Annotated in this window: 27 protein-coding genes; 7 read left to right on the top strand and 20 right to left on the bottom strand. The window is 62.0% G+C overall.

Features of this window, described 5'->3' with window-relative positions; all coding sequences use genetic code 11:
• Together NKH36_RS11590 and NKH36_RS11585 are read left to right on the top strand one after the other, a co-directional pair.
• A complete protein-coding gene (locus tag NKH36_RS11590) occupies positions 1-837 on the top strand; it encodes a 3-oxoadipate:acetyl-CoA acetyltransferase (protein WP_352962009.1) in 837 nt (278 codons plus the stop codon).
• 459 nt (positions 838-1,296) lie between these two features.
• Complete coding sequence (locus tag NKH36_RS11585; RefSeq protein ID WP_352962006.1) at positions 1,297-3,144, top strand: adenylate/guanylate cyclase domain-containing protein; 1,848 nt, start codon at positions 1,297-1,299, stop codon at positions 3,142-3,144.
• Positions 3,145-3,600: 456 nt separating this feature from the next.
• On the opposite strand, the gene soxR is transcribed toward NKH36_RS11585, so the two are convergent.
• The gene (soxR, locus tag NKH36_RS11580; protein ID WP_352962004.1) at positions 3,601-4,035 is read right to left on the bottom strand and encodes a redox-sensitive transcriptional activator SoxR; all 435 of its coding nucleotides are present in this window, start codon (positions 4,033-4,035) and stop codon (positions 3,601-3,603) included.
• 118 nt (positions 4,036-4,153) lie between these two features.
• On the opposite strand from soxR, the gene NKH36_RS11575 reads away from it, so the two are divergent.
• Together NKH36_RS11575 and NKH36_RS11570 are read left to right on the top strand one after the other, a co-directional pair.
• Positions 4,154-4,843: an SDR family NAD(P)-dependent oxidoreductase gene (locus NKH36_RS11575; RefSeq protein ID WP_352962001.1), complete on the top strand. Its 690-nt coding sequence runs from the start codon at positions 4,154-4,156 to the stop codon at positions 4,841-4,843.
• Positions 4,840-5,859, top strand: coding sequence for an S-adenosylmethionine:tRNA ribosyltransferase-isomerase (locus NKH36_RS11570; protein WP_352961998.1), 1,020 nt, complete (start codon positions 4,840-4,842; stop codon positions 5,857-5,859). Before NKH36_RS11575 ends, NKH36_RS11570 begins: the two co-directional genes overlap by 4 nt.
• Positions 5,860-6,104: 245 nt before the next feature.
• Here NKH36_RS11570 and NKH36_RS11565 read toward each other — a convergent pair whose 3' ends face one another.
• Both NKH36_RS11565 and NKH36_RS11560 read right to left on the bottom strand, forming a co-directional pair.
• Positions 6,105-6,359, bottom strand: a complete 255-nt coding sequence (locus tag NKH36_RS11565) for a nickel-binding protein (protein ID WP_352961995.1) — start codon at positions 6,357-6,359, stop codon at positions 6,105-6,107.
• Positions 6,360-6,384: 25 nt separating this feature from the next.
• Positions 6,385-9,468 (bottom strand): ATP-binding protein, encoded by a 3,084-nt coding sequence (locus NKH36_RS11560; protein WP_352961993.1) that lies wholly within the window; start codon positions 9,466-9,468, stop codon positions 6,385-6,387.
• 503 nt (positions 9,469-9,971) lie between these two features.
• Between NKH36_RS11560 and NKH36_RS11555 the strand changes: the two genes are divergently transcribed.
• Entirely contained in the window at positions 9,972-10,910 is a 939-nt protein-coding gene (locus NKH36_RS11555; protein ID WP_352961990.1) for a carbon-nitrogen hydrolase family protein, read from the top strand.
• Positions 10,911-10,970: 60 nt separating this feature from the next.
• Here the strand turns inward: NKH36_RS11555 and NKH36_RS11550 are convergent, their stop codons facing one another.
• Together NKH36_RS11550 and NKH36_RS11545 are read right to left on the bottom strand one after the other, a co-directional pair.
• Positions 10,971-11,387, bottom strand: coding sequence for a GFA family protein (locus tag NKH36_RS11550; protein WP_352961988.1), 417 nt, complete (start codon positions 11,385-11,387; stop codon positions 10,971-10,973).
• Positions 11,388-11,411: 24 nt separating this feature from the next.
• A complete protein-coding gene (locus NKH36_RS11545; protein WP_352961985.1) occupies positions 11,412-11,888 on the bottom strand; it encodes an SRPBCC family protein in 477 nt (158 codons plus the stop codon).
• A gap of 210 nt (positions 11,889-12,098) precedes the next feature.
• Here NKH36_RS11545 and folP point away from each other — a divergent pair, with 210 nt between their 5' ends.
• A complete protein-coding gene (folP, locus tag NKH36_RS11540) occupies positions 12,099-12,932 on the top strand; it encodes a dihydropteroate synthase (protein ID WP_352961982.1) in 834 nt (277 codons plus the stop codon).
• A 9-nt stretch (positions 12,933-12,941) separates the two neighbouring features.
• Here folP and pqqE read toward each other — a convergent pair whose 3' ends face one another.
• The 9 genes from pqqE to NKH36_RS11495 all read right to left on the bottom strand — a co-directional run bounded on the left by pqqE (position 12,942) and on the right by NKH36_RS11495 (position 20,498).
• Complete coding sequence (gene pqqE, locus NKH36_RS11535; RefSeq protein ID WP_352961979.1) at positions 12,942-14,063, bottom strand: pyrroloquinoline quinone biosynthesis protein PqqE; 1,122 nt, start codon at positions 14,061-14,063, stop codon at positions 12,942-12,944.
• Positions 14,060-14,356: a pyrroloquinoline quinone biosynthesis peptide chaperone PqqD gene (gene pqqD / locus NKH36_RS11530; RefSeq protein ID WP_352961976.1), complete on the bottom strand. Its 297-nt coding sequence runs from the start codon at positions 14,354-14,356 to the stop codon at positions 14,060-14,062. Before pqqD ends, pqqE begins: the two co-directional genes overlap by 4 nt.
• Positions 14,353-15,111 carry a pyrroloquinoline-quinone synthase PqqC gene (gene pqqC / locus NKH36_RS11525; protein WP_352961973.1) on the bottom strand — a complete coding sequence of 253 codons (759 nt, stop codon included), beginning with the start codon at positions 15,109-15,111 and terminating at the stop codon, positions 14,353-14,355. The genes pqqD and pqqC overlap by 4 nt, the downstream gene beginning before the upstream one ends.
• Positions 15,108-16,046, bottom strand: a complete 939-nt coding sequence (pqqB, locus tag NKH36_RS11520) for a pyrroloquinoline quinone biosynthesis protein PqqB (protein WP_352961970.1) — start codon at positions 16,044-16,046, stop codon at positions 15,108-15,110. The genes pqqC and pqqB overlap by 4 nt, the downstream gene beginning before the upstream one ends.
• Before the next feature lie 153 nt (positions 16,047-16,199).
• Positions 16,200-16,295: a pyrroloquinoline quinone precursor peptide PqqA gene (locus NKH36_RS11515; RefSeq protein WP_101954564.1), complete on the bottom strand. Its 96-nt coding sequence runs from the start codon at positions 16,293-16,295 to the stop codon at positions 16,200-16,202.
• A 167-nt stretch (positions 16,296-16,462) separates the two neighbouring features.
• Positions 16,463-17,020 carry a PQQ-dependent catabolism-associated CXXCW motif protein gene (locus NKH36_RS11510; protein ID WP_352961966.1) on the bottom strand — a complete coding sequence of 186 codons (558 nt, stop codon included), beginning with the start codon at positions 17,018-17,020 and terminating at the stop codon, positions 16,463-16,465.
• A gap of 10 nt (positions 17,021-17,030) precedes the next feature.
• A complete protein-coding gene (locus tag NKH36_RS11505) occupies positions 17,031-17,894 on the bottom strand; it encodes a quinoprotein dehydrogenase-associated putative ABC transporter substrate-binding protein (RefSeq protein WP_352961964.1) in 864 nt (287 codons plus the stop codon).
• Between the two features lies 1 nt (position 17,895).
• Positions 17,896-18,420 carry a c-type cytochrome, methanol metabolism-related gene (locus tag NKH36_RS11500; protein WP_352961961.1) on the bottom strand — a complete coding sequence of 175 codons (525 nt, stop codon included), beginning with the start codon at positions 18,418-18,420 and terminating at the stop codon, positions 17,896-17,898.
• 179 nt (positions 18,421-18,599) lie between these two features.
• Positions 18,600-20,498, bottom strand: a complete 1,899-nt coding sequence (locus NKH36_RS11495) for a methanol/ethanol family PQQ-dependent dehydrogenase (RefSeq protein WP_352961958.1) — start codon at positions 20,496-20,498, stop codon at positions 18,600-18,602.
• A 675-nt stretch (positions 20,499-21,173) separates the two neighbouring features.
• Between NKH36_RS11495 and NKH36_RS11490 the strand changes: the two genes are divergently transcribed.
• Positions 21,174-21,527, top strand: coding sequence for a hypothetical protein (locus NKH36_RS11490; protein ID WP_352961955.1), 354 nt, complete (start codon positions 21,174-21,176; stop codon positions 21,525-21,527).
• A gap of 61 nt (positions 21,528-21,588) precedes the next feature.
• Here the strand turns inward: NKH36_RS11490 and NKH36_RS11485 are convergent, their stop codons facing one another.
• From NKH36_RS11485 to NKH36_RS11460, 6 genes are all read right to left on the bottom strand, one after another.
• Positions 21,589-22,452, bottom strand: coding sequence for a quinoprotein dehydrogenase-associated SoxYZ-like carrier (locus NKH36_RS11485; RefSeq protein WP_352961952.1), 864 nt, complete (start codon positions 22,450-22,452; stop codon positions 21,589-21,591).
• Positions 22,453-22,569: 117 nt separating this feature from the next.
• Positions 22,570-23,541, bottom strand: a complete 972-nt coding sequence (locus NKH36_RS11480) for a quinoprotein relay system zinc metallohydrolase 2 (protein ID WP_352961949.1) — start codon at positions 23,539-23,541, stop codon at positions 22,570-22,572.
• Positions 23,542-23,577: 36 nt separating this feature from the next.
• Positions 23,578-24,318 (bottom strand): ABC transporter ATP-binding protein, encoded by a 741-nt coding sequence (locus NKH36_RS11475; protein WP_352962089.1) that lies wholly within the window; start codon positions 24,316-24,318, stop codon positions 23,578-23,580.
• A complete protein-coding gene (locus NKH36_RS11470) occupies positions 24,287-25,114 on the bottom strand; it encodes an ABC transporter permease (protein WP_352961946.1) in 828 nt (275 codons plus the stop codon). The genes NKH36_RS11475 and NKH36_RS11470 overlap by 32 nt, the downstream gene beginning before the upstream one ends.
• Positions 25,111-26,094, bottom strand: coding sequence for an ABC transporter substrate-binding protein (locus NKH36_RS11465; protein ID WP_352961943.1), 984 nt, complete (start codon positions 26,092-26,094; stop codon positions 25,111-25,113). The genes NKH36_RS11470 and NKH36_RS11465 overlap by 4 nt, the downstream gene beginning before the upstream one ends.
• Before the next feature lie 35 nt (positions 26,095-26,129).
• Complete coding sequence (locus tag NKH36_RS11460; protein ID WP_352961940.1) at positions 26,130-26,339, bottom strand: hypothetical protein; 210 nt, start codon at positions 26,337-26,339, stop codon at positions 26,130-26,132.
• Positions 26,340-26,366 lie beyond the last annotated feature (27 nt).

Here is a 26,366-nt window from a genome sequence, read left to right as displayed (position 1 = left end):
ATGCCTGAACCCTGTATCATCGCCGTTGCGATTACCGGCTCGCTGCCGCGCAAGGAAGACAATCCTGCGGTGCCAATCAGCGTGGCCGAACAGATCGAGTCGACCCAGGAAGCCTTTGAAGCAGGTGCGTCGCTGGTGCACATCCACGTGCGCAATGACGATCAGAGTTCATCGTCTGAACCAACGCGCTTCGCTGCCGTTCAGGCGGGGGTGCGTAGGCACTGCCCCGGCATGATCGTCCAGTTCTCGACCGGCGGGCGCGGTCGTGATCCTGCCGCGCGTGGCTCGGCACTTTATCTGAAGCCGGACATGGCGTCGCTTTCGACCGGTTCGGTCAACTTCCCGTCCATAGTCTACGAGAACCATCCCGTCCTGATCGTTGATCTCGCAACCGCGATGAAGGCAAATGGCGTGCTGCCGGAGATCGAGATCTTCGACCTCTCGCACCTTCACACTGCCAGGCGGCTGGCCGACGGGGGACTTATGGGTGAACGCCCGCACATCCAGTTTGTCATGGGCGTGCAAAACGCACTGCCTGCGGAGGAGAGATTGCTCGATGTGCTCCTCAGGGAAGCGAAATTCCTGTTTCCGCAATCCACCTGGACGGCGGCCGGAATAGGCCGCAACCAGACGATCGTGATGCAATGGGCGTTGGCGCGCGGAGCAGACGCAGTGCGTACCGGATTTGAGGATAATATCAGGATCACTAGGGAACGCCTGGCGCGCAGCAACGCGGCGCTCGTCGAACTCGCGGCGGCCTCAGTCGAGAAGTTTGGTCGGCGTGTGGCCACCGTCAACGAGGCGCGCCAAACGCTTGGTCTGGCCTCAGGATCATAATTCCTGGCTGCAACTTCGCGCCGCGCTGTCGGACCTGTTGCGCCTTGGCAACGTCCTCGTTGATCCTTCAGACATCGCTATCCGCGACAAGGAGGAAGCTCGACGCCTGGCGCACCCGACATCAATAAGGCCGGCCTTTGCCACCGAGCACGACAAAAGTGCACTGTCACCGTAATTCGTAATTCAAATCGAGTCTAACGTGGAGACCGCCAGTTCGACGCATGGCGTTGTCAAAAACTACTCCTTCATCGTCGTCAGGGAGGGTGATGGCGAGCTTGTAAAGATCAACGACGCGATCACCACTAGGAATTCCTTTCTCCCGTTAAAGCGCTCGTACAGCGCTTGTCTCGACGCCCGATGAGGTAGCTGGATTCGCCCTGAGACCTTAGATTCGACCGCTACTGCCTCTCGTGCAGATTTGTGGTATTGTGTTGATGCTTGGTGCTGTGGGGTCCGCTTATGGACCGGAAGCTTGCCGCTATTCTTGCAGCCGATGTCGTTGGATACTCCAAAATGATGGAGACCGACGAGCAGGGGACCTTTGAACGCCTGCGCGCCGGCCGCAAGGAACTGTTCGAACCCGAAATAGCGAGACACCACGGCCGCATCTTCAAACTCATGGGCGACGGGCTGCTGGCAGAATTCGCAAGCGTAGTGGACGGCGTCGAATGCGCGGTCGCCCTGCAGCGTGGGCTTGCGGAACGGAATTCATCTGTTCCGGAGGACGACCGCATCAACGTGCGGATCGGCGTGAACCTTGGAGAAGTGATCATCGACGGCGAGGACTTCTACGGAGAAGGCGTCAACATCGCTGCGCGCCTAGAACAGATGGCCGAGCCGGGCGGCGTTTACGTTTCGGGCAAAGTCGCCAAGGAAGTGGAGAAGAAGCTGGCTTTCGGCTTCGAGCCGATGGGCAATCATCGGATGAAAAACATCGATGAGCCCGTGCCTGTCTTCCGCGTCAAGATCGAAGGCGCTCCAAAGATCAGGTCCCGTTCCCAGCGTCGAAATCCATACGCGCCGTGGGCAGCCGCGGCTTCTGTAGCCGTGCTTGCGGCGGCCGGTGGGGCGTGGCTCTATTTCGATCTTTTCGGCACTCCGGCATCCGCCGGTGCTCCCTCGATCGCCGTGCTCGCATTTGACAACATGAGCGGCGATCCGAACCTTGGCTATTTCAGCGATGGCGTCAGCGAGGACATTATCGCTGGCCTGGCAAGATCGACCGACCTGTCGGTCATAGCCCGAAACTCGTCGTTCACCTACAAGGGTAAGCCCACAGACGTCCGGCAGATCGGCAAGGACCTCAACGTGTCCTACGTTCTCGAAGGGAGCGTAAGGAAAGACGCGGATCAGGTCCGTATCGTCGCGCAGCTTGTCAATGCCAAGACAGGGGCTCACGTCTGGGCGGAGAAGTTTGATCAGTCGGGAGACAACCCGATGGCGCTGCAGGACGCGGTTACGGAGAAGATCGTCGGAGCGCTGGCCAGTGACACCGGACAGATAAAGCGTTCGCGTTACAGCGAGGCATGGAGCAAGGACGCCGCGAGCCTGGAAGAATACGACTACTATCTCCGAGGTCATGACAGGCTTCTTCAAAACACGCCGGAGGGGGCAGAGGAAGCTTATCAAATCTGGACGGAGGCGCTTGCCAAATACCCTGACTCTTCACTCCTGAAGTTCAAGATGGGTTTTCTGTATTACATCCGCGCCAGCAACGGATGGTCAAACCATCCCGAGGAAGACCTGCGCCTCGTGGGAAAGATGGCAAAGGAGGGCATGGCCAAGCCGAACCTGTCGCCTTTGGAGAAGAAGTTGGGAAACTGGCTTCTTGCATATGCAAGTCACGTCGAGCGTGACTTCAAGAAGGCCCTGGCTCAAGCAGAAGCGGCAATCGCCATGGCACCCGGTGACGCATACATGGCTGCTGTCTTGGCTGATGTAGCCACCGGAGCTGGCGATACGGAAAAGGCGGTTTCATGGTCCGACTTCGGCATCCGGAACGATCCGGCTTTGTCCTATCTGTATTTGTGGTTCAAGGGCTGGGCGCTGACGGCAGGCGACAAATACCAGGAGTCGGCCTCCGTCATGGAGGAGCAGGACGACTGGGTGGTCCACATTCCCGTGATCAAGGCCATCAACCACGTCAACATGGGGATGTTGGACGAAGCAAAAGCGAACATACAGAAGGCACTGGAGGTCGATCCGAGTTGGTCGGCTGAAAAATGGCGGGAAATCACTTTTGTCAGCAACGATGTGCTGGACCGACAGGTGACCGACTTGATCAAGGCGGGATTGCCGGCGAAGTAGTCTTCCTTAGCCGGGACGCGATCTGCGCAGCGCGATCCGTGTGTCCGTGTCAGTGCTTCGTAGTGAGGGCTTTTCTATTGCGGTGACAGGTGCGGCCGGGAGACCGGCAGGGAGTAGGTGGTGGAAGTCCACTGCGATGAAGGATTTGCAACCCGCCTTAATGGGCCCGTCCGGTTCTGTGCGGGGGCGCTCAGCAATGAGCGTCCCTACCGCAATTGCACCAATTTCTTTTCCCCGCCTGGCCGCGTTTTCCCGATTTCACGGCTTTTCCGGTTTACTCGGCGATCCGGTCCAGAAGTGGTTCGCTGCCCACCGGCCGTTCAGATGCCGACATCTGCAGCGCGGCGATGCAAGTCGAGCCGTGCGTTCAACTACACACAGCGACAGCCGAGCGAACATAGCAAAAAGTGCACTGTCACCGTAATGGCGTGATGACACTGTCACCGTAACGGCAACTCACCCCAGCCAATATCTCGGCCCCGGCCCCTTGCGCCCTGCCATATCGGCAGGGTTCGCAAGGCTACACCGGTCGATCGACAGGCAGCCGCAACCGATGCACTCGGTAAGCCCGGACCTCAGGCGCTGCAACTCGGCGATGCGCTGGTCGATGCGCTTGGTCCACTGACCCGACAACCGCGACCAATCCCGACGCGCCGGCACGCGATCGGCTGGCAACTTGGCGAGCTCGGCGCCGATCTCCTCAAGCGTCAGCCCAATTCGCTGCGCGAAGACGATGAAGGCGATCCGGCGCAGCACCGAGCGCGGATAGCGCCTATGCCCCGAGCCGGCCCGCTCGGAAGCGATCAGCCCGCGCTCCTCGTAGAAACGCAATGCCGAAGAGGCGACGCCGCTGCGCCGTGACACGTCGGTGATGGTCAGCATGGAATCCATGCAGGAACGAAAGCACGATTCCCGCTTGACTTCAAGTTAACTTGAACTTGTAGCAAGGGCAGACAGATCTGAAGGAGCACTGGCAATGCAGACGAATATTGATCTTCAGGGACTTCGCGTGGCGGTCACGGGCGGCACGGCCGGCCTCGGACTGGCGCTTGTGCGGCAGCTTGCCGAGCAGGGTGCGTCCGTCGCCTTCGTCGCACGCACCACTGCGAACGTCGAACGCATCGCTGACGAGACGGGCGCGCACGGCATTGTCGGCGACATCGGCAACAAGGAGGACATCTACCCGATCGCGTTGCAGGTCACTGCCAGCCTCGGCGGGCTCGACGTCCTGATCAACAATGCGTCGAGCCTCGGCCCTGTCCCGCTGGCGCTGCTTGCCGATACCGAGTGCGAGGAGCTGGAAAAAGCGCTCGCGGTCAATCTCGTCGGCGCGTTCCGGCTGACGAAAGCGCTGTTCGGTGCGCTTGCCGCGTCCGCACGCGGGGGCCGTGGCGCGCTGGTGATCAACATCTCCAGCGACGCGGCCGTGAACGCCTATCCCGGCTGGGGCGCGTATGGCGCGAGCAAGGCCGCTCTTGCCCATCTGACGGCGATTTGGGACGAGGAGGCAAAAGCCGACGGCATCCGGCTCCTCGCGCTCGACCCCGGCGATATGGACACACCGCTGCACGCGCTGGCGCTTCCTGACGCCGATCCGGCCACCTTGAAGCGCCCCGAAGTGGCTGCTGCCGAGATCATCGAAAAGATGCTCGACGCGTTGCCGGTCAGCACAACGATTCTCGCCGGGGCACGCGGATGATTGCCGCGGACCATCCCGATCGGCGCTCCGCAAGGCTGTTCGTCGTCGAGGCAGACGGCGCGATGCGCGACCTGCCGCGCGTTGTACTCGCGACGCTATTCGATCCCGGCGATCTGGTCGTCGCCAATGACGCCGCGACCTTGCCCGCCAGCTTGCGCGGCACGCATGTCCCCGGTGACGAAGCGATCGAGGTCCGCCTGGCAGGCTGGCTGTCACTTCCCAATCCAACCCGCTTCGTGGCAATTGCCTTCGGCGCGGGCGATCACCGCACGCGCACGGAAGACCGGCTGCCTCCGCCGCCGCTGTCGCCAGGCGATCGCCTCCGGCTCGGTTCGCTTGAAGCCGTCATAGAGCGCCTTCTCGACCATCCTCGCCTCCTCGAGCTGGGCTTCACAGGCAACCGCGCAGCGGTGCTTGCAGGCCTGGCGCGGCACGGCCGGCCGATCCAATACGCGCATGTTCCCGAACCGCTGGCCCTGTGGGATGTCTGGACGAAGATTGCCGCCGCGCCGGTCGCGTTCGAGGCGCCATCGGCAGGCTTTGCACTCGACTGGCGCACGCTCCAAGCCTGGCGTCGGCGCGGCGTCGGCTTCGCAACAGTCACGCATGCCGCGGGCGTTTCCTCCACCGGCGATCCCGCGCTCGACCTGCGCCTCCCTTTCGACGAGCCGTACCACATCCCTGAGCGCACCGCGGCGCAGGTTGCGCGGGCGAAGCTGCGCGGCGGCCGCATCATCGCGATCGGCACGAGCGTGGTGCGCGCGCTTGAGGCGGCCGCCAATCCCGGCGGGAATGTGCGTGCCGAAAATGCCATTGCGACAGGACGCATCGCGCGGGGCACGCGGCTTCACGTGGTCGATGCGATTCTCACAGGCGTCCACCAGCCCGGCGAAAGCCATTTCGAGCTCCTGCGTGCCTTTGCCGACGATGCTCTGCTCGCCAAGGCCTCCGCAGCCTTCACCACGTACCGATACCGCACGCATGAATTCGGCGATTCCATGCTGCTCAATCGCTAGCCGCTGCTTCTATCGCGCGAGCAGAACCGAGACGAAACGGCGCTGCGCGGCCCGGTGGATTTCGGGCCCATCGAACTGCCCTGATACGGAAGCACGAGCGAAGGTCTGAAGTCCTCTCGGTGTCGCACGCGGTCCGCTCCGGCACGCCGTGCGCGATGCGGCGGAGCGGATGGCGGAATTTGTCGGCGGTCGCGAGCATCCAACGGCTTGCAACTTTCACCCGTATCAGCCTGGCGGGTGGGATTTCACGGCTCGCCCAGCACATCGGCAGCCCAGGCCCGCTCAAACTTGGCTTCAGCCTCGTGCTGGACGTTCCGAACGCTGGCGATATCAGCGGCTTCGTATTCGCAGATCATTCGCAGCCGGTCGGATGACCAGTAACTACGGATCCAGCGGACATCGTAGAGGTCGAGGCACGGCGCCATCCGCGCCTCCACTGCGTCGAGTTCCTGCTGGGTGAACGGGGCTTCAAAAGTCCGCTCGACGATTATGTGAGGCATGATGTTCTCCTGTTCAATGGCTCGTTCAAGTCTGAAGGCCTGGCGTGGGTGCAGCCATTGGAACGCTGCGCGCCAGTTCGGCAGAATGGCGCAAAGCTGCTCGCGCCCTCGCGCTGAAATCCTCAAGCTCGATCGATGCCGGCCAATCGTCGTCGATTTCCGGTGTCGAAGAACTGTTCGCGGCCGCGCTGAGCAGGGCCCTCGCAATGGCGATCTCGCAGCGCCGGCGGATCTTGGAGGCGACTGTTAGTGCCTCACTGGCGTGGAGTCGGACCTGCTCCATTCGGCCGGCACAACAGTGGAAATTCGCCGCGCTGTTGAGGGCGTAAGCCAGGTAAGACTTATCGTCAGCAGCACGAAGCCGCGCCAAGGCGCTCTCCAGCGCCTCGTCGGCTGCATCATCCGCCGTCATGAGGGCGGTAAGCGCCTGCAGGGCATCGACGAAAGGCGTCTCCTCCCCAATCCGTGCGGCAACCGACCGTAGCTCCTCGCAGCGGGCGCGCATGTCGGCATATCGTCCCATTTCGAAATGAAGCGTCGCCAGCCAAGTCAGGCATTTGTACTCGCGCCAGCGGTCTTCGCTTCGGCGCGCCAGGGCAAGAGTGCGAGCAAGATAGACGGCCGCTTGATCCTGCCGACCGTCCCATCGTTCCAACAGCCCGCTGGCCCAATGCAGTTCGCACAACTCGATTCCAAGGGACTGCGCGATATCGCCGGCCTCCGCGACCAATTCGCGCGCGCGAGCAACCTCTGTCTCCAGTTCGAGAAGGCAGCGAGCCGTGTTGGCGAGCTGATGCGCCTGGATTTTACGGTCAGCGTTGCGCCCGATCTCGGCCGCACGAAGCGTGCTTGCCTCGGCCCGCTCTATTTGTCCGGCCTGCTGATGGAGAATGGAAAGCAGATAGTGCCCTGTCGCCGCGGCAGCCTGCAGCCCCTGTTCCTCCGCCGCGATGGTCGCGTCAGCGATCGCCTCTTCGATGGGAGGAAGTGACCGCAATCCGGGACCAGTCGCCGCAAGAACGCGGATCTTGAGCAGGGCAATCCGGGAAACCAGCTTCTCCGGCGCCTCCGGCAGCCGCTCGACATGCCGCAGCCCTCGCTCGGCCAAGCCGGCGGCCTCGGCATTGGCGAAGAGCCGAAGGGCCCGCTCGCCCGCCACGATGCAAGCTCGTGCGGCCATCTCGTCATCCTCAGCGAGCACAGCGTGATGAACGAGATCGGCCGCAGCGTCACCGCCGCGCTCCGCCGCCGGTCGAAGAGCGCGCGCGATATGTCGGTGCAACAGCTTGCGCCTGGGATGGGATAAGCTGCGGTAGGTGACTTGCCGGACGAGGTCGTGGGTGAAGTCATAAGCGTCGCCGCCTGCCGGCCGCACCAGCCCGCGCCGCTCAAGCTCCCCCAGTGCCATCAGAAGCCCGGCAGCATCAAATGGCGTCAAGCGCGCCAGATCCTCCGGCGTGAAGGTGCGGCCATGCGCTGCAGCCCACATGAGCGTTTCGCGCACCTGGTCGGTCAGCCCAGCCAGTTGTCCTTCTATCAGGGCTTTCACGGTACTGCCGGGGCCGGGATCTCCGCGCAGGTGAGCGCGGGCAAGTTCAAGCGCGAACAGCGGATTGCCATCACTCGCGGCGATGATTTGAGCTGCGTCCAGAGCCGGGTCGAGCCGCCGGACGAGCTCTGCCGTGTGCTCGGCGCTCAACGTATCGAGCTCGATCTCCGTCAATCGGCCATCGCGGGCGAGCGAGCGCAGCACCCGCGACACTGCGATATTGTCTGCGACTTCTCCAGAACGGGCTGCGCAGGCGATGAGAAGACCGGGGGCTGCCTCCGGACGGCGAGCAACGTAGTGAAGCAGCGACGCGGACGCGTCGTCGATCCATTGGACGTCGTCGAGGGCAATGCCCATCGGCGCCTCGGAGGCGAGCCCGTGAAGCACGTCGACAATGGTGTCGAACAGCTGAGTGCGATCCCCGAGCCCGCCTTCGCCGCCTCCAAGTTCGGGGAGCAGCGGGCCGAGAAGCGAAGGCAATCTGTTACCCGGTCGCTCCCGCTGGACCGAGCGCAGGAGATCGATCCAGATGCCATAGGATCGTGCCGTTTCGGCTTCGAATGCGCGCGCCCTGAAAGCGCGCCCGCCGGCAGCGACCATTCGTTCGCTGAAATAGCCTAGCATGTGGCTCTTGCCGATGCCTGGCTCCCCAGTCACGAGGATGACATCCGGGCGGGTGTCGGCTGCCATCCCTACGAGATGATCGATGGTTGTGCGCTCGGTGTCGCGCCCAACCATGGGCCCGGAAGCCGCAGGCCGCGGAGCGCCATCCAGGACTCCCCTGGCTGCACCAGAAGGTGCGGCTCGGGCACCTGCGATTGGGCTCGGTCGTAGCGCCTGCCTCGCCGCCTTCAGTTCCTCGCCTGGCGGCGCGCCGAGCTCGGCTTCGAATATGCGATGCGCCCGCTCGTAATGAACGAGTGCGTCGGCGGTCCGGCCCATCTTCCCAAGCATCCGGACCACCGCAGCATGACCGGCTTCGGATAGCGGGTCGGCCGCAACAAATGCGTAGGCATAGGGCAGGGCATCCGTCGGGACGTCTTCCAGTCGCTCAATAAGCGCGGCGAGAACCCTGAACCGGAGCTGGCTCATCGCCTCCCGCTCCGCTATGCACCATTCCTGGTAGCGGTAGCAGAGCGGCAGATCGAGCCCGTCGAGGAACTCGCCTCCAAACAGCGCCACAGTCTCAGTCAGCACCTCGGTGGTCGCGGCGGAGACGCTGCTTCGGGCAAGCGAGCGCACGACCGCATGGTCGACCAGGGCATCGCCAAGCTCGATGCCGACCCGCTCACGATCCGCCACGAGCCGAGCTCTGCTGCCGTCGCCGAGCACCGCGCGGATCTTGCTGAGGCTCCAGCGCAACTCGGCTCGCGGATCGTCCGGTCCGTCCCAGAACAGGTCGCAGAGCCGTTCACGTCGGTGCACCTGGCCGGTGGCAATAAGGTAGCCAAGAAGCGCGCGCGTCTTGCGGGAGGCGGGCAAAGCAAGAGCCTTCCCGTCGGCGCCGACAAGCTGGAGCTCGCCGAGCAGACGTACCCGGAGCGGGATAGGACGTTGCATTGCTGGCCTGCCTGCTGTTGCCTCGAGATGATCCCACGCCGGTTTCAACGGGCGCTTCCACGATTGTCGGCAAAGTTTAGCTGTGAACACGGTCTCGCGAAACAGTCTTGAGGAACCGGCCGATGACAACGACAACAGCGGCGAAACCATTCAATCGTGCCCAATACGGGAAGGCGACCCGCGATCAATGGCGATCCCTGCGAGATCATTGTCGCCGCGAAGCCACCATCAACAAAGCGATCGAAGCCGCGAATGTGGCGCCACACTGGTCGTCTTTCCCTAAGCATGGATACCGGGATGTCCGACTAGGGTGCCGAGGCTGGGGGGACTGGACATGAGATTATTCGCATCCGCCATCGCATTGGCGATTGCAGAAGCCGCTGCCGTCGCTGAAAGCCGGCGGCTATGTCTTCGTGTCACGGCACACCGACAGAAGTGCTCACAAGAAAACCATTGCACCTGAAGTGTAGTGGGAACATGCATCGGGAGTAGAGGAAACCGCCATGCCTGCGAAGATTGCCGTCGTTCAGAAGCCGCCGGTCTTTCTCGATCGCGAGGCGACCATCGCCAGAGCCGTCGAGGCGATCAACGAAGCCGCCGATGCCGGCGCCACCCTGGTGATCTTCCCTGAAGCCTGGATACCCGGATATCCGACGTGGGTCTGGCGGCTGAAGCCCGGCACGGATATGGCGTTGTCAAGCGAGCTTCACGCCAGGCTGAGCAGGAACGCCGTCGACATCGAGCGAGATGATCTTGAGCCTCTGCAGCAGGCCGCCAGCCAGCGTGCGGTGACGATTGTCGTCGGCCTGAACGAGATCGATAGCCGATTCTCGGGCACAACGCTGTTTAACACCGTGGTCGTGATTGGACCGGATGGCATGCTCCTGAACCGACATCGCAAGTTGATGCCGACCAACCCCGAGCGCATGGTCTGGGGGACGGGCGACGCGAGCGGCCTCAGAGTTGTCGACACGCCGGTCGGCCGTCTGGGGTGCCTGATCTGCTGGGAAAGCTATATGCCGCTTGCGCGGTACGCTCTCTACGCCCAGAACATCGACATTCTCGTCAATCCCACGTGGGATAATGGTGAACTCTGCCTCGCCACATTGCGTCACATCGCCCGCGAGGGCGGATGTTGGGTAATCGGAACCGCGACGGCAATGCAGGGCAGCGATCTGCCGGCCGACTTTCCCGATCGCGACCGACTGTTCAAGGCTGAAGAGTGGATCAACGACGGCGACGCTGTTGTCGTGAAGCCAGGCGGCGCAATCGCGGCCGGACCGCTAAACCGTGACAAGGGAATCCTTTTCGCGGACGTTGATCTGGAGGCGGTCGGCCGCGCCCGGCGGTCGCTCGACGTCTCGGGGCACTATTCTCGGCCGGATATTTTCTCCCTGTCGATCAGCCGCAAACCGCTTACACCCGTTGTGTTCACGGACTGAGCTGGGCGGAAGGCGGGAGCCGGAATGTCGTGGTGCGCGTCGGCTATGACGCCGGGCCGGTTAGCCTGGCGGCATCTTCTCGAATGTCTTCAGCGCGGGATCGATCTTGTCCCAAGGGAGGGCGCGGCTACCGTAGGTCACAACGGTCGGATTGAACAGGCGCGGATCGTCGAGACTTCCGGCATAGACCGCGATCGGGTCCGGCATGGCGGCGAACGTCAGGTAGACCGGCGTTCCGCAGACCGGGCAGAAGGAATGGATGTTATCGTTGCCGCTGTCACCTGCAATTCGCCAGTCCGTCGCCGTGCCGGTGATCTTCACGTCTGCCCGCGACGGAAATGTCAGATAGGATTCGTGACCGGTGCCGCTTCTTTTCTGGCAATCGCGGCATTGGCAGTGGTTCTCGAAGATGGGGGTTGCCTTTGCCTCGTACCGGACCGCGCCGCACGCGCATCCGCCGGTGTAGAGAGTGCTCATCTGCTCGGCTCCTAGTTCCCGGATTCAGGCCGCCAGTTCGGACGCGCGCGGCTTGGCGAAGACATCGATCGCCTGACCCGTTTCGAGGAAGGATTTCAGGCTGGAGAGGACGATCGGCCAACCGCGCTTGATGCCGTTCGCCATCCCGCTGCCGGCTTCGAGTTCGTCATGGGTGACGGTCAGCCGGACCATGGCCTCGTATTCCTCGAGCTCGAAGGTCACCCGGCTGTAGCTCGCCGGATCGGGCGCCTGCGAAGCGTTTGCCCAGGTGATGACGAGACGGGTCGGCGGCGAGACCTCGACGACCTTGCCGACGAGTTCGACGGTCCGTTCATCATTGGCGCGGATATGCTCCCAGCTCGAACCGGGCTTCCAGTCGGAGACGTTCTCGTGGCCCCAGTAGCGCCGTGCGAGGTCCGGCTTGGTTATGGCCTCGAACACCTTTCCCGGTGTCGAGACAATATAGGTGGTGTAGATAAAGCTGGTCGTTTCCTTGGTCATTGCAACGCTCCGTTTGTTTCACGAGGCATAGGTAGATGGGGAAACCGGACTCGTGTGAGTGACAATCGTGTCGCGAATGGCTTCTAAAGCGCGGCGCGTTTGACCAGCCTCATGCGACGCGCTTTAGGTTGTTGTTTTTACGCATGTCGTTATCGCAAAACCGCTGCACACTTTTGCGCGACATGCATTAACATGACGGGAGGTTGATGCATGACGCGCTGGCAGCTTGCTCATGGACGGCATCTCGATCTTGGCGCGAAATCGTTGCTGATGGGGATTTTGAACGTTATGCCGGACAGTTTTTCCGACGGGGGAGAATTCGCTCGGCCGGAGCGGGCGCTCCAGCAGGCGCGGCGCATGATCGGCGAGGGCGCGGCGATCATCGACGTCGGCGGCGAGTCCACCCGGCCCGGCGCCGGCGCCGTTTCGGCGCGCGAGGAACAATCGCGCATCCTGCCGCTGATCGAGGCGCTGTCGTCCGACGGCGACAGCCTGGTTTCGGTCGACACCTATCGGGCCGAGACGGCGCGCCTGGCGGTCGCGGCGGGCGCACATATCGTCAACGACGTGCATGGCCTGCAGCGCGAACCCGACATCGCCCATGTCGCGGCGGAAACCGGCGCCGGCCTCGTCATCATGCACACCGGGCGCGACCGTGAAAAACTGGCGGATGTGATCGCCGATCAGTTCCTGTTCCTGAACAGATCGCTGGAGATCGCGCGCGACGCCGGCATCCCGAACGACCGGATTGTGCTCGACCCGGGCTTCGCCTTCGCCAAGGAGGGAGAGGAAAACCTTGAGCTTATGGCTCGCTTCGGTGAATTGCGCGCTCTCGGTTTTCCATTGCTGGTCGGCACGTCACGCAAGCGCCTTGCCCGTCACCTGGTCGGCGGAACTGACGAGGCGCGAGACGTCGGCACGGCGGCGACCAGCGTCATCCTGCGGCTGAAGGGCGCTTCGATCTTTCGCGTGCACAACGTTGCCGTCAATCGCGACGCACTGGCATTCGCCGACGCGGTGCGCGAGTGCGAGACCGGGGAATAGAACAACGCGTCAGGCGGGCTCGGTGACGACGCCGATCCGCCGGAAGACGAATTGTTCGTCGCGCGAAGGAACTGCCGCAGCACGCTGGGCTTCGTCGATCAGCAAGGCCATGCGCGCATGGATCGGCGATTTCGCGCAAGCTGGGTCCGTCGCGGCGGCATCGCCGGCGATCGCCATCGCCTGGCAGCGGCAGCCGCCCCAGTCGATCTCACGCCGTTCGCAGCTGCGACAGGGCTGCTGCATCCAGTCGGTGCCGCGAAAGGCGTTGAATGCCGGCGAATCGGTCCAGATCTCGGCCAGGCTGCGCGGTCCGAAACGCTCAAAGCTGAGCGACGGGATGGTCTGTGCGGCATGGCACGGCAGCACGGTACCGTCCGGCGCCACCATGAACGCGTCGCGCGCCCAGCCGCCCATGCACGGCTTGGGATAGATGGCGAAATAATCCGGCGTGACGAAATCGATGTTCATGATGCCGATGAGCCGTTCGCGTGCCGCCGCGACGATCTCCGCCTGCCGGTCGACCGCAGCACGCTCGGGCATCAGTTGATCGCGATTGGTCAGCGCCCAGCCGGCATACTGCACGTTGGCGATCTCGAGCCGCTCCGCGCCCAGCGAAAGGGCCAGGTCGATGAATTCTGGCACTTCCTCGATATTGTGGCGATGGATCGGCGCGTTGATGGTCAGCGGCAGGCCGGCCGCGCGAGCGCGGCGTGCCGTCTCCAGCTTCTTTTCGTGGCCGCCTTTGTGGTTGCCGATGCGGTCGGTGGTCGCCGGCCGTGCGCCTTGAAAGCTCAGTTGCAGATGGTCGAGCCCGGCTTCGGCAAACGCCTCGATGCGGCCTTCGGCAATGCCGACGCCGGCGGTGATCAGGTTGGTGTAGACGCCGCGCGCCGAAAGCCCGGCTATCAATTGCTCGAGGTCGCGGCGCAGCGTCGGTTCACCACCGGACAGATGCACCTGGAGAACGCCGAGGTCGGCCGCCTGCGAGAACAGGTCGAGCCAGGTCTGTGTATCGAGTTCGCGATTGGCCTTCAGCAATTCAAGCGGATTGGAGCAATAAGGGCATTGCAGCGGGCAGCGATGCGTCAGTTCCGCCAGCATGCCGATCGGAGGGAGAAGGGGCTCGCTCATAGCTTCACCAGCAGCTTGTCCGACCATTCCTGCAGAAAAGCGACGACGTCGGCCGCCACGGCCTCCTGTTCGGCGTCATAATCCGCGGCAAGGCCGGCAATGATGTGGCCGACCGTGGACCGTCCATCGCAGCGGCGCAATATATCGAGGCTGATGTCGTTCGGCCAAAATACCTTTTCCGGCGAAAGCACGGCGAACGCCTGCCGCACGGGGTCGTACTGTATGCGCACGTGCTTCGGCAGCGACGGCACCGACCGCGGCGACACCAGGGCTCTCTCGCGCAGCGCCATCATCGGGCTGTCTCCGGACGGAAGGCACCGGGCGGTATGTTTCCCGGCTCGCCATAGGCGTGTTGAAGCGCGTCGAGCATGGCCCACAGTATATCGCATTTGAACACCAATGCATCGATCGCCTGCTGCTGGCGTTCCGCCGTGTCGGCATGGCCGAGCACGTAGGCGAGGGCGAAGTCGGCGTCGCGCGAGGCCTGTTCGGGCCGCCGGCTGAAATAGGCCAGCGTATCCTCGGTGATGTAATCGTATTTAGCCAGCATGGCCGGGACCCGCTCGCCGATAATGAGCGGCGAGAACATCTCGGTCAGCGACGAGGCAACCGCCTCGAACAGCGTCCGGTTCGTGCAAAAGGAGAGGTAGGCGCCGACCGCGAAACGTGTCGCCGGCAGTGCCAGCCTTTCGCTTTTCACGGCATCGGCATCGAGACCGAGCGAGGTTGCCAGATGCAGCCAGCGCGCAATACCGCCGCTCCAGCCGTCTTCGCCGTCATGGTCCTCGATGCGTTTGCGCCAGGCGGCGCGAAACGCCGGATCCTCGGCATGAGCGAGGATCATGGCATCCTTGCGCGGAATGACAGCCTGGTAGCAGTAGCGGTTCAGCGCCCAGGCCTGCATCTCGGTCCTCGACAGCGCACCGCTGGTCATCCTGTGATGGAAAGGATGGCGGTTATGATAGCGCTCGGCACCGACCTGACGCAGCACGGCTTCGAGCTCGCTGGAGGACAGGCCGTTCCTGGCTACGTCGTGGAAATCACTCAAAATTCCATCTCCATCCCGTCGCGGGCGACTTCCCAGCCAGCCGCTTTGACCGCTGCGTGTTCGCCGGAATTCTCGTCCAGAACAGGGTTGGTGTTGTTGATGTGGACGAAGACACGGCGGCCGATCCTCACATCGGCCAAGCCGGCGATCGAACCCGCGTCTCCCGACATTGCCAGATGCCCCATGCGCGCACCGGTTTTTTGGCCGACGCCGGCAGCAATCATCTCGTCGTCCGTGTAGACCGTGCCATCGAACAGGACACACGCGGCATCGGTTAGACGCGTGCGCAGGGTCGCATCGATGCGCGCGCAGCCCGGGATATAGAAGACGGAGCCGCGACTGCCGGCACCAGTGATGCGGACGCCGATCGTGTCGCCCGACTCGGAGCTGAAATTGGCATCCGGCTGGCTTCTTTCCTCGAGATAGAGGGCTATCTTTCCGGGCACGGGAAAGCTCTCCACAGTCACGCCGGTGTCGTGGCCGTCTGCATCGCAGATCGCCAGTTCTTCCGCCGGCGGCAAGCTGCGTCGCGGCACGAGGGCCGGATCGAGAACATTGAAAATCGAATTCGCCTCCAGCGTCGCCAGAACCTGTGTCGTCGCATAGAGAGCGAAGGGCTGCCGCTCACGCAGGCTGAGCAGGCCGGCGACATGATCGACATCGGCATTGGTCAGCACCACCGCACGGACAGGCGTCGAACGCAGCGGCGCATCAGGCGCGGGCTGCAATTCAGGCGTTTGCGCAATCTGCTGGCGAATATCGGGCGAGGCGTTGAAGAGCACCCAGCCGGCCCCATCCACTGACGCGGCGATGCTTGATTGGGTTCGCGAATGCACGCCAGCCATCCCGGTGCGAGCCGCGCGGCTCAGGCGATAGTTGCAATTCCATTGCGGAAAGCCACCGCCTGCCGCCGAGCCGATGATTTTCAAGCGCATTGCAATGCCCGCTCTGCGGCTTGTTCAACCAGCAGCAAGTTTTCGACCGCGAATGGCTTCGCGCCCGCATTGAACGCGCCAAAGCCTTTCCCGAAGACCTCGCGCGGCAAGGCAGTGCGTGCCCCCGTTGCCAGGGACACGCACCTCTGCGGCCTACTTCTTGGGAGGAATTTCAGCAGGCAGATACCGCGAAATTTCGAAGCCCGCAGCAACCTGGCACATGGTCGGTTTTGTCCAGCTCTTCTTCATGGCATTTCTCCTCTTATACCAGCCCGAAGGGGCCGATTCTTTTCTCAGTCAACCATTGCTGGGCACCATTGCAATGGCTCGTCCATCAGCTCTCAAAATGGACAAATGAAACGGTAGGTTCTGAAAAGTCAAAAAACAAGACGATCGAAAATAACAATGCTCATGCTTCAATTGCTGATCACGTAAGGCTCCTTCTCCTCCAGCGGAAGGTTCGCACCTCCCCATCCATCGGCGCCGGGCGGATACCAGATCACCGAGCTGTAGCCCCATTCGACGGCCCGTTTCGCGGCATTCCAGGACATCCAGCAATTCGTCATGCAATAGAACAGAATCGCACGCGACTTGTCGGGACCGGCTTCGGCCGCGAGGCCTTGGCGAAAATAACTAGCGGTCTCCTCGGAAATAGCGCCGTAACCGACATTGGCCAGCCAAGTGCTGCCTGGGATATCCTTTCTGATCGTCTCTCTCCAAATCGTTCCTGCCGGCAAATTGGCCGGCTTCGGCGTGTACGGCATGACGTCGAAGAACACCGCCTTCTTCCCCCGCCACAGCGCCTCCGCTTCTGCCGTCGTCACCACCTTCGCGCCCTGCAGCGTCTGCGGCACCGGCGCCCGATAGTCGTCCATCCGGTAGCCGCCGGGCTCGGCGACATCGCCAGCCCACATCGGTTCGGTCAGACCCAGAAAGCCCGCAGCGACCAACAAAATCGTCTCCTTTCCCTTCATACAGGTATCGTCATTGCGTGATCGGATTATCGTGTTCGTCGATCAGCGGCACATTGTAGTCCAGCAGGATCCTGTTGATCTCCGCCTGGTTTTCCCTGATCACCCGGTTGAGCGTCCGCTTCCATTCCTGGTCGGATGGACGCACGCCCATTGTGATGCGGTAGGACATGCGCGAGCCGGTTTTTTCCTTCACCAGCGGAACGATCGTGAGATCGGCGCCGAGTGCCTTGGCATAGTAGCCTGCCATCGGTCCCCACATGACAGCCGCGTCGATCTTGCCGGCGAGCATGTCCTTGATCATGACCTCGCCCATGGAAGGGGTGAGGCGCGTATCCACCGCCAGCGGATAGATCTTTGCCGTTCGCAGGAGCTTGTTGGCGGCCATGTTGGCAGTCGGCGGCGTGCTTTCGACGACACCGATCTTCTTGCCGGTGAGTTTCGGATCCTCGATCGTCTCGACGCCTTCCATGCCGTTGCCCTTCGGGTGCACCAGCACATAGGAGGAGCGATAGTAGGCGTTGGTGTTCTGCACCAGTTCATCGCCCTGAGCGTAACCCATGATGATGTCGCATCGGTTGGCCGCCAGCGTGTTGCGCACGAAGCCAGCGACAACAGGAAACCATGTATAGGCGACGGACTTCCGACCGGTTTTCGCGGCAACCAGTTCGGCCAGCCTGTTTTCGAAGCCTTCGCCGCTCTCGTCGGTGAAGGGCATGTTCGAAGGATCGGCGCAGACGCGCAGAATGTCTGGGTCGACCAGTTCTCCCGCGGCACCAAGCCCGGCGTCCTGCGCCTGAACGTTCGAAGGCAGCAAGGCGAGTGCGCCGAGCATCGGTAGGACAAAGCGCAGCTTCAACGCATCACGGCCAATCATATCATCCACCCATACAGGATGCTTCGGCATCCTTCGCTGCCTGTGGCTTGTCTGCTTTCTTCGGCGGCCTGCCGCGTGGCGCCGCACCGTCGGCGCGGGCACGCAGATAGACGTAGAGATCATCCATGTAGCAATAGACGTTCTTGTTGTCGCCAAAAGCGGGCATGACATTCTCCTTGCCGCCGCCGACATTCTTGCGGCCTTCGGCGACGATCGAGAGGAACGTGGCGTAATCCATGGTTTTCAGGCTGTTGACCAGGGCCGGCGCATAGCTCGAACCTGTGCCGTCCGGTCCGTGACAAACATGGCAATCGGAGTGATACCGGCGGTAACCGCTGAACGTATACCAATCGACGGTTCCGTTTTCGATCTTGTAGGTCGGATTTCCCTCCGCATCCAAATGCTTGCCGTCCTCTTCCGTCACTGCCTTGGCTTTTTCCGCGCTGTCCGAGGCCTGCGCGAAACTTGAGCCTGCCAGAGGCAGCAGAGCCAGAGCGAGAGCGGCAATTACAATGCGAACGGACATTCAGACTCTTCCTTCATTTGCCACGGACACGGGTTTGCTGTCGTGAAGCGGCATTGATCGATGTTTTCGGTGCGCGGCAAAATCGAGAGCCCGGTCCTGGCTTCCCGGTGATCCGGGCTCTCGCTTTTCAAGCCTTGGTCTTTTTACAAGACCCGAGGCGTGCCTAAGGTTCCCGCGTATCAGTCCGGGAGACCGAAGACGGTGAGCTGGCCGCCCAGCGTCGTGTAGTCGGCAAGTGCTGCGTAGCCACCGACCGCTCCCAGACCAGCAGTCCCAACGACCGCGGTCTCGTCGCCTTGCGCACGGCCCTGATCGACGGCGCCGTGCCAGGCAGCGGCGTTTTCGGGCGAAAGCAGTCCACCTGCCAGACCGATACCGGCCCATCCACCGACGCCGGACAGAACGGCGATGTACTGCTTGCCGCCATGCTCGTAGGCCGTGATGTTGCCGATGATGCCGGACGGGGTCTTGAACTTGTAGAGTTCATTACCGTCATGATCGACCGCCTTGATGTAGCCCTCGAGCGTGCCGTAGAAGACGACGTCGCCGTCGGTTGCCAGCGCGCCCGACCACACCGAGAACTTCTCGGGCTTCGACCAGACGATCTCGCCCTTGGCAGCATCCCAGGCAATGAAGTTGCCCATGTGATCGGCTCCAGGGGGAGGATACATCGACACGGTGGCGCCCACGTAAGGCTGACCGGCAGTGTAGCTCACCTTATAAGGCTCATAGTCCATGCAGACATGGTTTGTCGGCACGTAGAACAGGCCGGTCTTCGGCGAATAGGCGGCCGGTTGCTGGTCCTTGGTTCCAAGCGCCGCCGGGCAGATGCCCGTCGTGTTGGTGTCTTCGCCGTTCTGCTGGGTCGAATATTTGGCCACGACCTGCGGGCGGCCATACTGGTCGCTGCTGGGGTCCATGTTGACTTCCGTCGCCCAGTTCACTGCCGGATCGTATTTCTTGGCGACGAGAAGTTCGCCATTGGCGCGATCCATGGTGTAGGCAAAGCCATTGCGGTCGAAATGCACCAGCACGTCGCGCTTGGCGCCGTTGACCTCCATGCCATCGACGAGAATCATCTCGTTGATGCCGTCAAAGTCCCATTCGTCATGCGGGGTCATCTGGTAGAGCCATTTGGCAACACCAGTATCCGCATCGCGAGCCATGATCGTCATCGACCAGCGATTGTCGCCTGGGCGCTGGACCGGGTTCCATGTCGAGGGATTGCCGGTACCATAGTAAACCAGGTTCAGCTTGGGATCATAGGAATACCATCCCCATGTCGTGCCGCCGCCTGTCTTCCACTGTTCGCCTTCCCAGGTGTTCGTGCCGGAATCCTTTCCGACAGGTTTGCCGAGATGGGTAGTCTTTTCGGGATCGATCAGGGTGTCTGCGTCCGGACCTTCCGAATAGGCTTTCCAGGCGAGCTTGCCGTCTGCCAGATTGTAGGCGGCGAGCCAGCCGCGAACGCCGAATTCAGCGCCGGAGACGCCGACGAGCACCTTATCCTTGACGACCACGGGCGCTGACGTACCGGATTCGCCCTTTCCGCCGTCGGTCTGCTCGCCGTTTTTGACTGACCAGACGACCTTGCCGGTCTTGGCATCGAGCGCCACTACGGTGGTGTCGGCCTGGTTTAGAATGATCTTGCCGTCACCATAGGCGACGCCACGATTGACCGTGTCGCAGCACATGATTCCAATGACATTGGGGTCTTGCTTGGGCTCGTATTTCCAGAGGATCTTTCCGTCATTGTTGAGATCGAGAGCATAGACAGTGTTCGGGAACGGCGCGTGGACATACATCACGTCGCCGATGATCAGCGGGCCGCCTTCATGGCCGCGCAACACGCCAGTGGAGAAGCTCCACTTGACCTGCAGGTTCTTCACATTGTCCTTGGTGATCTGGTTAAGCTTGGAAAAGCGGGTGTTGGCGTAGTCACCCGTCTGCATCACCCAGTCCTTGGGGTTTTCGGCCATTTTCATCAGTTCTTCATTGGCCGACGTCATGTGGACCGCGCCGAACGACATGAGCGCCGCGGTCGTCAGTAGGTAGGCAGTTTTCGCAAGTACACGCATCAAAGTCCTCCCAGGGTTCACAATGAACGAATCGTCCGTTGAGCCCACGAGGGCTTGCCCAAGCGATTCATATGGGGGAAGTATTTCCGGCAGCGTGTCACGACCTAAGCCGAATGAGCAGAGGGCACCGTTACTGCCCATCCCACTTGGCCTACGAAAGACTGTCGCCGCTCCCTAATGACGGTGACGCCCTTGAAGCCGGAAACAGGATGAAGCTATGTCATCCCCAGGCGGATGGCAAGAAAAATCACTTCCGTCTATGTTGCACTGCAATATAGAGAAATAGATATGAAAAGACCCATACAGAAAGCTATTGATCGACTGTGAACGAGGCGGGATTTATATAAGTTCCCCAATTTTGCGTATTTTTTGGGCGGAATTTATTGATTTTTATTTAATAATATTCATTGGATCGAGTGACATTAAGTATGCGCGCGTCGCTCCGGGTGCCGATAGTGAAGGAGACATGAAATGAAGGTCAGCACCGGGATTCGGAAGGGATAATCGTGCTGTCGGGGAGGCTTTTTGCCGGCCGGTGCGGCCCTGCTCCTTTGGTACTATACGGTGAGCATGAGAACTTGACTGGCGTGGTGGTACGAGGCCAACTGGTGCGGTGATCCCGTCTCGACCCATCGGGCTCGATCTATCACGTCCGCGCCAATCGGAGGGTTCCCCATGCTCAGATATGTCGGCTTTTCGACCTTGCCGCTGTTGCTTGCATCGGCCCTGGCCTTCGCCAATCCGGCCGGCGCCACCGGAGATTATCCGACGGCGACGATTGTCGACTATGTGCTCGGCTGCATGCAGACGAATGGCCAGACACGTCAGGCGCTGGAGAACTGTTCCTGCTCGATCGACGTCATCGCCTCGATCCTTCCGTTCGAGGATTATGAAAGGGCCGAGACCTTCAAGAGCATGTCCCTGACGACAGGGGAGCGTTCGGGACTGTTTCGCGAAAGCGCGCCGGCAAAAGCCGCAGGCACGGAACTGAAACGCGCGCAGGCGGAAGCCGACGTGCGCTGCTTTTAGACCGTGCCCTGGTAAGAGCGCCGACGGCGGCGGGACAACGGCCGTATGCGGTTTCGAGGCTTCAGAGTCCGGTAGCCTCCAATGGCCATTGACTGCGAAATATCTTGCCATCCGTATCGATCGCTTCGACCTGGATGTCGCCAGTGCCGTGCGCGGTGAAATCGAACCGGAAATTGGGGTCTTCCGAAATCGATATTCCACCTTCCATCGAGAGGATCGGCCGGTCCGCTTGCGAGATCGACAGTTTCTGAACGAAATGCGCGGGGATAAAATACTGGGTCAGCGGGTTGCGCTGCAGGCCCGAATTGTTCGGGTGCCGGATCATCAGCTGCAATTCCTGCGCCTTTGTCATCGTCTCTTGCGGCGGGAATTGGCGCAGCTTCATCTGCCCCATCGTCGCCATCGCCTCGTCCTGGTTCTTGACTGCCGGGGCGGAGCATCCGCCTGACGCCTTGACGAAGGTCTGAGCCATGTGAAGTTCGCCGCCCTGCGTCTCTGCTATGGCGCGCAAATAGGAATAGTCGTTGACGCGCACGCGCGTCGACAGATGGGTCACGCCGGCGTCCTTGCCGATCTGGAACGTCGCCGCCACCGGTGCCGGATTGACGTCGATGATCAAGGTGACGGACTTGATGCCGTCGGGTGCCTTGGCGGGGTCGATATAGATGTCGACGGGTACGATGGCGGCGTCCTGCGCCCGCTTCGGCGCCTCGACCCGGACGACGCCGGTATCGACCAGAATTGCCCGATCGCCGAACACGTCGCCTTTCAAATCCTGCCAGATCCTGTCCGATGATGCGGTTGTCTGCTGCGCGTGGGCGGCTCCGGAGGAGCCAAAGAGCGTGCCGACGGCCAGGATGATCGCGGCGAAGATGGCTGCGAGCGGCAACGCGAGCTGCCGGCTCCGGTAAGCGTGGTTTTGCATTTCGATGCCTCCACCAATGTCAGAGAGGTGGTGCCCAGGCCGATGTCGAGGATAAGCCTTTGACGATGCCTTGGCAAATCGATCCACTTCATCCCGTCGAACGCTTGTCGGTGTGATCTATTCCCATTCGAGTTCGGCAAAGGCGGCCGTGGCATTGCGCTCGTTGTAGTCGTCGAACAGATGCCATTTGCCCCGTTCGCTTGCACCAGCGGTCCTGACTGCCTCGCTGAGCGGCGTCCCGTCGACGATCGCCTTGCGAATATCGCGCGCCAGAACCTCGAAATAGCGCCGCTCCGCGGTCAGCGCCTCCGGCCAGTCGGCCGGCACCGGGCCATGACCCGGAACGGCGCGCACGGCGCCGATCGCGGCGAGCGCATCCATCTGGCGAAGCCAGCCGAGCAGCGATCCGTCAAGCGTCGGCAAGGAACCTATGAAAACGAGATCGCCGGCAAACAGCGTGCCGCTCGCGCTGTCGAAGACGGTCAGGTCGTTGTCGGTGTGAGCCGCCTTCCATGCCTGCAATTCGAGCACGCGCCCGCCGAGGTCAAGCTGCAGGCGATCATCGACCAGCATCGTCGGCGGTATGATCTCGATCCGTTTCATGAGCGCGTCGCCGATCTGTTCGCGGAAGCTTTGCAGGTAGAACGCGCCGCGTGCCTCGAGCGCGCGCGGCAGATTGCGATGGCCGACAATGGTGGCGCCGATCTCCCGGAATGCCGCATTGCCGAAGATGTGGTCGGGGTGCATGTGGGTGTTGATCAGGTAGCGAACCGGCTTGGCGCTCATTTTGCCGATCGCGGCGATGAGGGCGTTCGCCTCGATCAGGCTGCCGCCGCTGTCGATGACGGCAACGGCGTCGGTGCCGACGACGACGCCCAGGTTCGAGATCGCGCCTTGGTTTGCCGCGCTCATCAATTCATCGACGCCCCGGAAAGCGAAGACGCCGTCGGCGATTTTCCTGAGCTTGAATTCAAGCCCGCCGGCAGCGGCGAGAGCGGCCCGCCCGAGGCAACAGGGCAGCATCGCGGCGCTGACCGCGGTGCAGGCGAAGCCGTTCACAAGGTTGCGTCTTGTCCTATCGATCGGCACGGCTTCCCCCGATATGCATTCCGAATTGCAAGGCGATCAGGCCACGCCCGGAAATTTTTGGTGGAACGACCGCAGAAGATCGCTCATCACCTGTGGATTGCGATAGTGCCGCGGCAGCCTTACGTCGAACATGCCGAGCACATGGGCTGGCCGCTGCGCGAGCACGATGATTCGGTCGGACAGCATCAGCGCCTCGCGCAGATTGTGCGTTACCATCAGGGCGGTCGTAGGCCGCGCCGACCACACGGTCAAAAGCAGGTGCCGAAGCCGCTCGGCGGTCCGTTCGTCGAGCGAGGCGAAGGGTTCGTCCAGGAAAAGCACCGCCGGTTCGGTGGCGAACGCCCTGGCAAGTGCTGCCCTGCGCGCAAGCCCGAGCGAGAGCTCCGCCGGATAGAGCGAGCGCATCCCGGTGAGGCCGAGAGTGTCGAACAGCCCGTCGAGGTTCTTCGTTCTCAGGCTTTTCGGCAGCGCCAGCCTGACATTCTGCTCCACCGTCCGCCACGGCAGCAAGATCGGCTCCTGGAATACGGCGGCGATCCGGTTGGAGCCGCCTTCAGGCAGTTGGAAGGAGCCGGAAAAGTAGTTGTCCAACCCAAGCAGGATGCGCAGCGTTGTGGTCTTGCCGCAGCCCGACGGCCCCAGCAAGCAGGCGAATTCGCCTTGCCGGACCTCGAAGGAAAGATCCTGGAGCGCCGTGATCGAGACGCCTTGCGCGGACCTGAAGGTCTTTTCGGCGATGTCGACCCTAAGCGGGACGACGGCGCCAACGGGTTGCATGTCGTTCAACGGGCTGCACCAGAAGGAGTTCGATGACAAGCATCACCGCCACGAAAGCCAGCGTATAGGCAAGAATGGCGGCGACGTCGAAAAGCTGGAAATAAAGATAGATCTGGAAGCCGACACCATTGGAGCGGCCGAGCAGTTCGACCACCAGGACGATCTTCCAGATGAGGGCGATACCGGATCGTGAGGCGGCGGCAAGATAGGGCTGCAATTGCGGCAGCAGGACGTGGCGAATGCGATCGAGGAGCCCGAAGCGGTAGACGGCGGCCATTTCGGCGTAACTCGGATCAAGCGCCCTGGCGCCTTCCCGCATTGTCACCACAACATTGGGGATCTTGTTGACGGCAACCGCGCCAATCGCCGCCGCCTCGTTGAGGCCGAACCAGATGTAGGCGAGGACGATGACGACCAGCGCGGGAATGTTGAGAAACAGGATCAGCCAGGGGCTGAAGAACCGGTCTGCGCTGCGGTGGCTGCCGAGGAGAACGCCGATGACCGAGCCAACAATCATCGCGATGACATATGCCGCTGCAACCCGGCCGAGTGTCGCGCCGAGATGGTAGAAAAGGTCGCCGTTCGCCGCCTCTGCGAGCAGCAACTGCCAGACCTGTCCCGGCCCTGGAAAGGCACGGCTCGGCCAGGCATTGGCCGCAAAGCCCCACAGCAGGCAAAGCCCGAGCAGAGAGACCGCGATCGTCAGCACTGGCGTCAGCGCCTCCGCAAGGCCGGATTGGCTGGAGATGTCGGCCGCAGCGTCAGGCGGGCGATCGCCGGTGTCAGGTGCGCTCATTTCGGCAGCTCCTGCCAGAACGTGCCGGGCGCCATCTCGGGCGCGCGGCCGACCAGCTTTTCACCGCCGATCTCGGCCAGCACGCGGTAGAGCTTGCCCGCGTCGGCCGCATCCTCGGCGACGGGGCGTCTGGGAATGCCCTCGCGATAGCGGTCGCGCAGTTTGGCCAATTCCTTGCCTTGAGCGCGGATAATCGGCGCAAGGCGCAGCCACTCATCGTCGGATCTGGCCAGCAAGTCCTTGGACTGCGCCGAAGCCTTGATAAAGCCCCTGATAGCGGCCGGATTTTCGTTCGCCCATTTGTCATGAAAGACATAGCCGAGCGCCGACACGGCGCCCGAGGCCCCGAGCGCTTTCGCCGCATCATCGGCGCCGATCAGCCGACGAAAACCGTTGGCCTCGAGGCGGGCGCAAAAATGCCAGAAATTGAGCACCGCATCGAGTTCGCCTTGCATCGCCTTTTCCGAAATCAGCGGCGGCGCGCCAAAGACGATGTCGCTGGTTGCCGGCAGGTCGAGGCCGTGATCGCGCCTGGCCAGCGCCTGGATCAGCAGCCAGCTTTTATCGAGAGGCCCGCCGGCGACGCCGATCTTGTTTCCCTTGAGATCGGCGATCGTCCGGATCGGCGGTTGCTCCTTCACCATGATCGCCCCGACGGCGGTCGAATAGGGGACCAATGTGAGGCCGACGCCTTCCGAGCGCTGGCGCGAGACCCACAGCCAGTCGGAGACGATCATGTCGATCGCGCCGGCCAGCATCGCGACGTTGGTTGCATCCTCGCCGGCGAAATCGATGACCTCCAGATCGATGCCATTGGCTGTGTCGAACTTGTGGTGCTTCATGGTGTCAAGCGCCCAACTTACGGTGCCGAACTTCAGCACGCCGATGCGAACCTTGCTCGTGGCGAAGGAGGGTTTTGAGACAAGCGCTGCGGCCGTTCCAAGAGCTGCCAGACGGAGCGTTCCTCGACGCGAAATCATGGTGATGTCTCCTCCCGGGGAGGCCGGGGCGCCGATCAGATCGCACGGTCCTTGTTCGGGAAAGCGCATTTCCAGCGCTTGACCTTGAGGGTCGGGTGTTCCTGCGACCATTTCGCGATTTCGCTGGGCGCCAAGACCATACATTGGACGAGAGAGCCGCGGCTCTCGAAATAGAGATGTTCGTCTCGGCAGTTGCCAGGATTGGCAATCAGGCAAACCGTCAATATGAGGTCGACCATATCCATTCAGCACCTCTTGCGCGCTTAAAGACG

The organism is Mesorhizobium sp. M1312, from assembly GCF_040318115.1.
GTDB lineage: Bacteria > Pseudomonadota > Alphaproteobacteria > Rhizobiales > Rhizobiaceae > Mesorhizobium.
This window is presented reverse-complemented; position numbering and strand designations above follow the sequence as displayed.